The 10678-nt window shown below is 64.6% G+C and carries 9 protein-coding genes; all 9 read right to left on the reverse strand.

All coding sequences use genetic code 11. From position 1 onward, the window contains the following. Positions 1-118 precede the first annotated feature (118 nt). Positions 119-862, reverse strand: coding sequence for a polyprenol monophosphomannose synthase (locus AC5RWX_RS25440; RefSeq protein ID WP_494099066.1), 744 nt, complete (start codon positions 860-862; stop codon positions 119-121). Between the two features lie 108 nt (positions 863-970). Then, the gene (locus tag AC5RWX_RS25445; protein WP_494099067.1) at positions 971-2629 is read right to left on the reverse strand and encodes an amidohydrolase; all 1659 of its coding nucleotides are present in this window, start codon (positions 2627-2629) and stop codon (positions 971-973) included. A 51-nt stretch (positions 2630-2680) separates the two neighbouring features. After that, complete coding sequence (locus AC5RWX_RS25450; protein ID WP_494099068.1) at positions 2681-5611, reverse strand: DEAD/DEAH box helicase; 2931 nt, start codon at positions 5609-5611, stop codon at positions 2681-2683. A gap of 20 nt (positions 5612-5631) precedes the next feature. Further along, on the reverse strand, positions 5632-6426 hold the full coding sequence (gene tatC / locus AC5RWX_RS25455; protein ID WP_494099069.1) for a twin-arginine translocase subunit TatC: 795 nt from the start codon (positions 6424-6426) through the stop codon (positions 5632-5634). A gap of 47 nt (positions 6427-6473) precedes the next feature. Continuing rightward, positions 6474-6746, reverse strand: a complete 273-nt coding sequence (gene tatA, locus AC5RWX_RS25460) for a Sec-independent protein translocase subunit TatA (RefSeq protein WP_494099070.1) — start codon at positions 6744-6746, stop codon at positions 6474-6476. Between the two features lie 32 nt (positions 6747-6778). Next, positions 6779-7126, reverse strand: coding sequence for a hypothetical protein (locus tag AC5RWX_RS25465; protein WP_494099071.1), 348 nt, complete (start codon positions 7124-7126; stop codon positions 6779-6781). 10 nt (positions 7127-7136) lie between these two features. Beyond that, complete coding sequence (locus AC5RWX_RS25470) at positions 7137-9143, reverse strand: helix-turn-helix transcriptional regulator (RefSeq protein WP_494099072.1); 2007 nt, start codon at positions 9141-9143, stop codon at positions 7137-7139. A gap of 107 nt (positions 9144-9250) precedes the next feature. Then, positions 9251-9646, reverse strand: coding sequence for an FKBP-type peptidyl-prolyl cis-trans isomerase (locus tag AC5RWX_RS25475; protein WP_066275847.1), 396 nt, complete (start codon positions 9644-9646; stop codon positions 9251-9253). A 74-nt stretch (positions 9647-9720) separates the two neighbouring features. Then, positions 9721-10647, reverse strand: a complete 927-nt coding sequence (locus AC5RWX_RS25480) for an FKBP-type peptidyl-prolyl cis-trans isomerase (protein ID WP_494099073.1) — start codon at positions 10645-10647, stop codon at positions 9721-9723. Positions 10648-10678: the final 31 nt, after the last annotated feature.

Genomic DNA, 10678 nt, shown 5'->3' on the forward strand with positions numbered 1-10678 from the left:
GGAGAGCGCCGCTCCGCCTAGCATCTCGAAAAGCAACAAGGGCCGTCCCCCATTCTGTGGGGGACGGCCCTTGTTTTCCGAGCTGCCGCTTTTTCGCGGCAGGCATGCGGAGCATGAGTTACGGCTGGGCCGGCGACTTCCTGCGGGTGAGGGTGTTCCAGCGGGCCTGGAGCCCCCACTTCGTGACGTTGATCATTGCCTCCACCACAATGTTGCCGCTCATTTTGGAGGCGCCGAGTTCGCGCTCCACAAAAGTAATGGGCCGTTCCTCGATCCGCAGGCCCATGCGGGAAACCCGCCAGGCGAGGTCAACCTGGAAGCCGTAGCCCACCGAGTCCACCTGGTCCAGGTTGAGCTTTTCAAGGGTGGTCCTGCGGAACGCGCGGTAGCCGCCCGTGACGTCTTTAATCTTCAGGCCCAACATGAGGCGGGCATAGGTGCTTCCCACCCGCGAGATGGCCTGCCGGTACAGCGGCCAGTTCACCACGCTTCCGCCGGGGACCCAGCGCGAACCCATCGCAAGGTCAGCACCTTGGTCGATGGCCTCGAGGAGCTGGGGCAGCTGTTCGGGCTGGTGGGAACCGTCCGCGTCCATCTCCACCAGCACGTCGTATCCGGCGTCCAGGCCCCACTTGAACCCGGCAATGTAGGCGGCGCCCAGCCCTTCCTTGCCCTTGCGGTGCAGGACGTGCACCTGGGCGTCCTCGGCTGCAATCCCGTCGGCCAGCCGGCCGGTGCCGTCAGGGCTGTTGTCGTCCACTACCAGCACGTCCGAGGCCGGTACGGCTACTCGGAGCCGCTGCAGGGTGATGGGCAGCGATTCCAGCTCGTTGTAGGTAGGGATGATGGTAAGGACGCGCACAGAGAGCCTTCCTGGTGGGAACGGTCGGTGCACCCGCGGACGAGCGAAATCGCTGGCAGGCGCAGCTACCCATTATAGGGCGGGCGGTGCGGGGGCCAGGAACGTAGGTCAGGAACGCAGGGCGGGGCTGGCGTGCAGCTCGGAACCGTCCCTTACAGTCTGCAGGCAAACCGGATCAGAGCCGGTGTCCAGCGCAGGCAGCAATGGCGTCCGGGCCCTCGGATCGGTGCTCCAGGACTGAACCCTGCCGTCGGCCACCTGGACCATCAGTTCCTGGACTTCCCAGACGGCGAAGCTGGCCGGAGCTCCGGGGACGAGCTGGCCCGCCATGGGATGGTGATACTTCGCTGCCCGCCATCCGGCCCGGGTGTGGCCCAGGAAAGCTGCGCGCGCCGAGATCCGCTCATCTTCATTGTGGTGCTCCAGGCAGGCCCGGACGCTGGACCAGGGGCGCAGCGGCGTCACGGGGCTGTCACTGCCAAAGCACACGGGAACTCCGGCAGAGTAGAGGCTGGCAAAGGGATTCATGGGCCTGCTCCGCTCCCCCAGCCGCTTCTCATACAGTCCTCCGGGGCCTCCCCAGGCGGCATCGAACGCGGGCTGGGCACTCACCGTCACGGAGTAGCGGGCCAGTGTTGCAATGGCTGCTGCATCCACCATCTCCACGTGCTCAAACCGGTGGCCTGCCGCCCGGACCCGCTGCTCCCCTACCTCGGAGGCCGCCAGCTCCAACGCTTTCAGTGCGGCGTCGAGCCCCGCGTCCCCAATCACGTGGAATCCGCCCTGGATTCCCACGAGGGAACAGGCGGCAAGATGGGCTGCTGCCTCCTCCACGCTCAGGTACAGGCTGCCGGACTCGTCAGGGGCGTCGCTGTAGCCGGACCTCAGTGCCGCCGTCCGTGATCCTATGGAGCCGTCGATGTTCAGGTCGCCGGCAAGGCCCCGGACGCCGACCCCTAGTTGATCGAGAATGCTGCGGGCATGATCTTCCGACGACGCCAATTCGCCCCAATACGGCAGTACCTCAGGCGCCGGCACTCCCCCGTTGTTGCTGTTCCAGCTTCCTGCCAGCCTGAGATCGGTGGTACCCCCTAGGTGCGGAGCCCCGATCTCCGCCACGGCAACGTAACCGTTGGCGGCTGCCTCGGTGAGGGCCCGTCGCTGGTGCCGGCGGAGCACCTCTTCGGGGAGCCGGCGGGTCGCCTGCCGTGCTGCTGCGTGGGCGGCCCGCCGAACCCTCGGCCCGCCGTCGAAACCATCAAGGCCGCGAAGGCCCGCCGAGCCTGCCAGGGACGCAGAGACCAAGGCTGAGTGGACGTCGACGCGGGAGAGGTACACCGGGCGGCCTCCCGAAGCCCGCTCCAGTTCCTCGGCGCTCGGCAGGGTGGCATCGGCCCACATTGTCTCATCCCAGCCGTGGCCTAGGACCGGACCGTTACCGGGCGCAGCGGCAACAGCGTCCAAAAGCTCACGCGCCGAGCTGATCTGTTGCAGCGCCAAGGAATCCAAGGCCATTCCTGTTTCCGTCAGATGCATGTGGGAGTCCACGAAACCGGGGGCAACCAGGGCGCCGCGGAGGTCGATGATGTCCATGGAGCTATCCGCGATGGAAGTAGCTGCCTGTTCGGAGCCCACCCACGCCACCGTGTCTCCGTCCACAAGCATGGCGGTGGCGAAGGGATCGGCGGCTGTGTAGACAGAACCGTTGCGATAAAGTACCGGGCTGGTCTTGGCACGGGATGCGGGCAGGTCTTCGGAATGGGGCATAGGTAAGCAGTACTCCTGGAGATAGGACGGCCGGCAGCAGCGGGCGGTAGGTCAGAGAATGGAAGAGTAGGCCACGACGCCGCGGCGGATCAGCGAGATGGCGTCCGAGCAAAGGCGTGCGAGGCGGGGATCCAGGCCAGGAATCTTCGCGAGCTGGTCCAGCAGGTCAACTACCTGCTTCACCCAGCGGACAAAGTCGCCTGCCGCAAGGTCGGTACCGCTCAGGACGTCCTGCAGGTGCCGGCCCCGCGCCCACTTGTAGATCGGCCACACCAGGCCCAGTTCGGGTTCGCCGGTCAACGGAAGCTTGTACTCCTCTTCTGTATCCTCCAAGGCGGACCATTCGCGCACGACGATGTCCACCGAGGTCTCCAGGGAGACGCTGGGCATCCGCGGGCGCAGCCCCCGGTCCTCGCGCTTGGCCTGGTACACCAGGACGCTGGCAAGGGCCGCGACTTCCGCAGCGTCAAGATCCGCGAAGGCGCCAAGCCGGAGCGACTGGGAAATCAGCAGGTCCTTCTCGCCGTAAATCCGCCGCAGCCTCTGCCCGTCGGAACTAATGACCAGCCTGCCGTCGGTGGTCGGTTCGAGGTAACCGTAGGAGGACAGGACGTCGCAGACCCGGTCGAACGTCTTGGCGATGGTGTTGGTGCGGCCCTGGATCTGCCGGACCAGCCCATCCGTTTCCCGTCGTAGCTTCCACCAGCGTTCGGACCAGCGCGCGTGGTCCTCCCGTTCGCTGCACCCGTGGCAGGGATGGGCGCGGAGCGCGCGTCGAAGATCGGCGATGCGCTTTTCCTGGTTCGGCAGGGCGGTGGCGAGGCCGAAGTCGTTGTTGCGGTTGTTGCCGGGGGCAGGCGGGCGGTTTTCCCGCAGTGCGTTCCGGGCCGAGGATGCGAGGTCCCGACGGGACTTGGGAACCTTGGCGTTGAAGGACTTGGGGATGCGGATGCGCGTGACCGGTGCGATGGGACCTTCCAGGTCATCGGTCCCAATGCGTCGCAGCTGGTTGTCCAGCGTCAGCACCGCGGGACGGGGCTCCCGGCTGCTGTGGTCCGAACTCAGCACTATTGCGGGGCCAGGGGCCCGCCCGCCCGGAACGTGCACAACGTCACCCGGAAGCAGACGCGCCAGCGAATCATCGCTAAGCGACTTCCGGGCCCGTGACTTCGTACGGGAGGTGGCGTTTTCGGCGTCGGAAAGCTCCCGGCGCAACCGAGCGTACTCCGTGAAGTCCCCGAGGTGGCAGGTCATGGATTTCGCATAGCCGGCCAGCGATTCCTCACGGCTCCGGACCTGCCGCGCCAGGCCGACCACCGAGCGGTCCGCCTGGAACTGTGCGAAGGAGGACTCCAGGATCTCGCGGGCCCTCACCCGGCCGAACTGGGCCAGGAGGTTGATGCTCATGTTGTACGTGGGCCGGAAGCTGGAATTCAGGGGGTAGGTACGCCGTGAAGCAAGGCCGGCAACCGCCGTCGGGTCCGTACCCGGCTGCCACAGCACCACGGCGTGGCCTTCGACGTCGATGCCCCGGCGGCCTGCGCGTCCGGTCAGCTGCGTGTACTCACCGGCAGTAATGTCCACGTGCGCCTCACCGTTGAACTTGTCCAGCTTTTCGAGCACAACGGAGCGGGCCGGCATGTTGACGCCGAGGGCAAGTGTCTCGGTGGCGAATACAGCCTTCACCAGGCCGTCCGCGAATAGCTTCTCCACCACCTCCTTGAAGGTGGGCAGCATCCCGGCATGGTGGGCCGCGAAACCCCGAAGCAGGCCGTCTCGCCAGGTCCAGAAGCCCAGAACGTCCAAATCATCCGGGGGAATGTCATGGCCAGCCTCGTCCACGCGCTCCGCGATGATCCGCTGCTCCTTCTCCGTCGTCAGCCACAGCCCGGAACCGACGCACTGGGCAACGGCAGCGTCACAACCGGCCCGGGAGAAGATGAAGGTGATGGCGGGCAGGAGGTCCATGCGGTCAAGGCTTGCGATCACCTGCGGCCGGCTGGCAGGGCGCACTCCCCGCTCGTCTCCGCCCCGGCCCGGCCGGTCGTTCCCGCGCCTGCCGCGCTGGCCGCGGCCGTTGGGCGCAGACCTGGCCCGGAAGCTCTGCATGCTTTCGCTTCGGGCAACGGTGAGGAGGTCAGGGTTCACGTCGAAACCCCGGCTCTTCGCCCTGTCCTTGCTCGAATTCTCTTGAGCCTCGTCCGAATCCACTGGTGGAGCGATTTCATCGAAGGTGGTTTCCCCGGCAAAAAGGTCCATGATCTGGCGGCCCACCATGACGTGCTGCCACAGCGGCACCGGCCGGTGCTCGGACACAATGATGTCCGTGTCGCCACGGACGGTATCAAGCCACGCGCCGAATTCCTCGGCGTTGGAGACTGTGGCGCTAAGGGAGGCCACCTGCACTTCGCTGGGGAGGTGGATGATGACCTCTTCCCAGACGGCGCCGCGGAAGCGGTCAGCAAGGTAGTGCACTTCATCCATCACCACGTAGCCCAGGTCGCCAAGGGTCGCCGAATCGGCGTAGAGCATGTTGCGCAGGACTTCCGTGGTCATCACCACCACGGGAGCATCACCGTTGATGCTGGTGTCACCGGTCAGCAGGCCCACGCTGTCTGCTCCATACTTGTCGCTGAGCTCAGTGAACTTCTGGTTGCTCAACGCCTTGATGGGCGTGGTGTAAAAGGCCTTCAGGCCCCGTTGGAGGGCAAGGTAGATTGCGAATTCGCCAACAATGGTTTTTCCTGCCCCGGTAGGGGCTGCAACCAGCACGCCCCTGCCCTCCTGGAGGGAACGGCAGGCCTGCCGCTGGAAGTCATCGAGCTCAAAGTCCAGGGTGCGGGAGAAAGCACCGAGGTATGTGGCCGCCTCTGCCCTTCGTTCAGCGCTGGCGCGGTACCTCTCGGCCGGGGAAAGCTCTTCGGGATCGCTGGGACCGGTAGAGAATGGCCTGGGCTGTAACGAACCGTCGTTGGAGGACATACACCAAGCCTAATAGGAGCCTAGAGGTTCTTCAGCTCACTTCCCGGGGTGGCGATATCTGCTGTGGCATCAGTTTCTGCCAAGCGCTTTGCCTGCCGGCGCTCCCGGCGCTTGTCATTCATCAGGCAGATCCCGATGGCTGCGAAAAAGAGCACCAGCAACGGGCCTGCGAGCATGAACATGGAGATGGCATCGGCACCCGGCGCCGCTATGGCCGCCAGCACAAACACCAGGAACACGGTGATCCGCCAGGCCTTAAGGATGGTTTGACCGGAGATGACGCCGGCCATGTTGATGCCCACCAGCACCACAGGGACCAGGAAGGCGATTCCCAGCACCAGGACCATCCGCGTGACGAACTCGATGTAGGTGCGCGCATCAATCACGCTGGAGGAGCCGTCAGGTGTGAATTGCGTGAGTGCCCGGACCACCTGTGGCACCACGAGCCATCCCGCCCAGATGCCGGCGAGGAACAACGGGACGGCAGCAGCCATGTACCCCAGTGTGTAACGACGCTCCTTGGAGGTCAGGCCCGGGGTGATGAAAGCCCACAGCTGGTAGATCCAGACAGGGCTGGAAATGACCACCCCGATGAGGAGCGACATCTGGAGCTTGAAGTCAAACGGCGAGGCGATGGTTCCGAAGTTGATCGCCGAGAGCCCGCCGGTTTGCTGGGAGATGCTGTTGACCGGATCGGCCAGCGCCTTAAGCAACGGATCGTAAAGTATCCAGCCTCCAATGCCGCCAACGACGACGCCGATAGCCGACTTAATCAGCCGGTTTTTCAGCTCTTTGAGGTGGTCCCAAAGAGCCATCCGCCCCTCTGGGTTGGCTTTACGGGCCCGCGACAGTGCCACTGGGGTCAGGCGCGGTTCGACGGCGGAACGTCAGTGCCGTCTGTCGACTCGCCGGGCTTCGCCTTGGGGTGGTTGACGATGGTGCCTTCCACAGGACCGGATGCATCAGAGGTGTCGGTCTTGCCGTCGTTCTTCATTTCCTTGACCTCGGATTTGATGATCCGCATGGACTGGCCGAGGCTGCGTGCCATGGCCGGAAGTTTGGGCGCGGCAAAAAGAAGCAGAGCAACAACGATGATAATTACGATGGGCCAGGGGCCATCAAACAGTCTTCCCACGGGAAATCCTTTCGTCTGAATACATTTTACTTCTATGTGAAGTCCAGATCGCCGAGCGCCTGCGGCTGACCCCGGTCCGTCTTGCGCTGCACTCGTTTGAGGCGGCGTTCTTCCCATCGGGACGACTTGGATGCCTCGTAATCATGTCGCATGACGGTCGGGGAGGCAAAAACTGCGGAACCGGGCTGCGGCCTCGTTCGATCCGGGGGCGAGTCCGGCTGGTCGATGGGGCCCAAATGCCCCAGTTTTTCACCAGCTGCCCCCAAATCCTTAAGGGTGGCCATGAATTGGCGGAACAGCCGGATGCCCAAAAAGACATAGAGGAGCAGCGAGAGCGCAACGAGCGCTACCCATATCAGGATCCACGACCACCAAGGCATGCTGTGAAGTCTAGCCGCCGTACCTGGCCAGGGACGCCGCCAGCCATGTGCGGGCCGCGTCGGCCAGCTCCGTCGGCGCCAGGATGCGGGCGGAGCCACCATGCTGGGCCACGAACATCGGAAGCCACGCGGTGTTGCCGAACCGGATGTCAGCCACCAGCCCGCCGTCGTCGAGCTCGGCCGTACGTTCGGCGTAATAGTCGTCAGCCAGCCCCCTTCCCTGCCGGGTGAGGTGGACGGTGACGATCGTGTCGTCGTCCCTGGCCGTGAAGAGCTTCGCCGGAACCCCCTCGGCGGGGGTTGTTCCGGCCGGCACCGGCCTGCCGTTCGGGTGGAGGTCCTGGACGCGGTCCAGCCGGAAGTTCCGCAGCCCTTCCACGGAATGGCAGTAGGCCTCGAAGTACCAGATGTTGTCCAGCGAGTAGAGGCGGAGCGGGTCGACGTCCCGCTCCGAGACGCTGTCCCGCTGCGGGGCCAGGTACGTCAGGCGCAGCTGGGATCCCGACTCGATGGCTCGCCGTACTGTGGCATGCGTTGCGGCATCTGCCGGTGCCATTTCCGGCCCGGCAAGTGAAGCTGCCCGGAGCCCCTCCTCACCGGCGGCCGCCAGGAGCTTGAGCGTCACTGATTCCAGGGCGCCGTGCTCTGCTACCTCCGGCAGCCCGTTGAGCGACTCCAGTCCGGTTAGGAGGGCGCATGCTTCTTCGACGGTGAAGCGGACGGGTTTGGTGAGGTCAAGATCCTGGGAGATGAAGACGTGGTCATCCTCCCACTGGATGTCCAGCAGGTCATCGGGATATCCCTCCGGAAGGCCTGAACAGATCAGGATTTGCAGATCGTCCTCCAGTTCCTTCCTGCTGATGCCGAAGCGGTTTGCGACGTCCTGGATATGCAGGCCCTGGTTGTGCACCAGAAAGGGCACCAGCTGGAGCATCCGCTTGAGCTGGTCCTCCGAGGTGCGCGCGCGGACGGGCCGCGAGGGAGTGCTGGCGAACCGATATCTGGGGACAGGCGCGGCGCTGAACTTTGCTGCGGCGCGAAGCCTGCGCCGGACGGAGTCGGCAAGTTCGGCGGGAGCCACTGCCAGAGCGTCAGGGCCGTAGGAAGCGAGCTCTTCGGCCAGGACTTCAGGGTCCCGGTACTGCAGGCTGATCCGCTCGTAGCCCGCTTCGGGTGGTTCTGCGGCGCCGCTGCCCTGTGCATCTTCCAGTGAAGAGTCCTGCGCCACAGCGCGGCGGCGCAGCGCCAGCAGCCGTTCTTTTCGGACGTCCACGACGGCGGTGCGCAGCGGGAGCTCCGGCAGGCTGTCCAGTTCCTGCCTGATGTTAAAGTCGCGTGGCGGCGTAAACTGCTGCCGCTCGAGGGTGGTCACCGCGCTGGTGAAGCGGGAGAGGCGGAAATGGCGGGGTGCCTTCCGGACCCTGTCATAGCCGGCAAGGTACCAGTGCCCGAACCGGCTTCCGAGCCCCCAGGGCTCAACTGTCCGCTGTTCCTCAGTTCCCGTACTGCCTGCAAGATAGGAGAACGTGACGGGGTGCTTGGCGTGCATCGCGGCAACAAGGTCGTCGAAGGCCTGCCCCGCGGGTTTGATCCTGGGCTGGACGCCCGCGGGCAATTGGACGTCAGCCATTGCGCCGGACGCCTGGAGCTTCCGCAATGCGCTTTGGGCGGCTGCGCCCAACGCTGCGCGCTCCCACAGCTGGGAGGCCAGGAGAAGTACCGTCCACTCCTCCGGACCGAGCTGGACGTCCGGCAGGCGGTTGGATTCCTTGCCGATCCGATAGCGGGTCGTAGCAGGATCGTCCTCGCTCCAACCCATGTCCGTCAGCGTTTCGACGTCGAACCCGAACTTGCGAAGATCACTTTTGTCCCGTTCAAACATGCGTCCGAAGGACGCCTCGTTACCCGGGGTGTCGCGGTAGATCGTTTCGCGCAGTTCGTTCCGGCGCAGGCCGTACCTCGTGTTGAGCAGAGAGATCAGCAGATTCAGGAGGCGTTCAGTACGGGATGCGGGCACCCTCGTTAGATTACTAAACTCCACGCCCTAACGCAGGAAGCGCGGCAGCAACAGGATGTGATGGTCCGATTGCTGCCGCGCTCCGCAGCGATGTGGTGCAGCTGGGGTCAGCGAACGCCCACAAGGTCAACCACGAAGATCAGGGCTTCGTTGGGTGCAATGGCTCCACCGGCGCCACGGGAACCGTAGGCAAGCTCGGAAGGGATCTCGAGGCGGCGGCGCCCGCCTACCTTCATCCCCAGGAGGCCCTGGTCCCAGCCCTGGATGACCTGTCCGACGCCCACGCGGAAGTCCAGGGGGGCGCCGCGGCCCCATGAGGCATCAAATTCTTCGCCTGTGGACCAGGCAACTCCGACGTAGTGGGTGGAAACGGTGTCGCCGGCCTTGGCTTCGCGGCCGTCCCCCTCGATGAGGTCGGTGATAACGAGTTCCGTGGGAACGTCGCCCTCGGGGAAGTCGATTTCGGGCTTCTGGCGGTCAAATTCCCGCTGTCCAAAAGACATGGTGCTCCTTGGTGTCCTATAGATGGTGTGCTGCTTGCATGCCGCGGCGGGGGCCGGGCCTGTTGCCATTGTTGCTACTTGGCTCCGAGGATGTCCACTACGAAGACAAGATCGCCCTTGGCTTCGCCCTGGCCGGCGTCGCCGTAGGCGAGGTCCTTGGGGATGACCAGCAGGACGCGGGAGCCTACGGTCTTGCCCGCGAGGCCCTGGGTCCAGCCCTTGATGACGCCTGTGAGCGGGAAGGAAGCAGGTTCGCCACGGTCGAAGCTCGAATCAAACTTGGTTCCGCCCACCAAGTTGACGCCCACATAGTTCACGGTGAGCGTATCGGTCTCCTTGACGGTGGCGCCGTTACCCTTGATGAGGTCCTGGGAGACGAGCGCGGTGGGAGCCGCAACACCTTCGACGGAGATTTCGGGGATGCCGTCTTTCTCAGTGACGGTGGGCAGGCCGGCCGGCGGGGTGACGGTCTCACCTTCGGGCTTCTCAAGCACAGGGGTTACGTCGGAAGCGGAAAGGACCTTGATCACCAGCAGCTGTGTAGGCTGGGCTTCGCCGCCGGCAGCAGCGGCTTGGCCTGGAACGGCAAGTGCAAGGCTGGAACCTACCTTGGCGCCCACAAACGCGTTGTAGATGACCTCGCTGCCGGTCTTCAATTCCTCGTTGAGTTCCAGGGGCTCTGGCTCACTGGGGAACGTGTCCTCGAGGGTGGATCCGTCCGTACCGTTCAGGGCGAGGATGGAGATGTTGGCAATCTGGTTCGCCTTCACTGTTTCGCCGTCGCCCTCGGTAACCACTTTGATAGTGGGTTCTGCCACTTCCAGCGGCTTGCTGAACTCCACACCGGGAGCTTTTTTGTCCCCGTTGTCGGTCAGTTTGAGGGAGTCGAACTTCGCAGTCTCGCCAGCGGACTTGCTGGTGGGTTCCGGCTCTGCGGTTGAACCGCCGCAGGCGGTCAACAGCAGCAGGGCTGGAAGAAGGATTGCTAGTAGTCGGCGCACGTAAGAGAACTTTCGTCGGGGCAAGATGGGG

The sequence above is a fragment of the Arthrobacter sp. SPT-J7 genome (assembly GCF_059089965.1).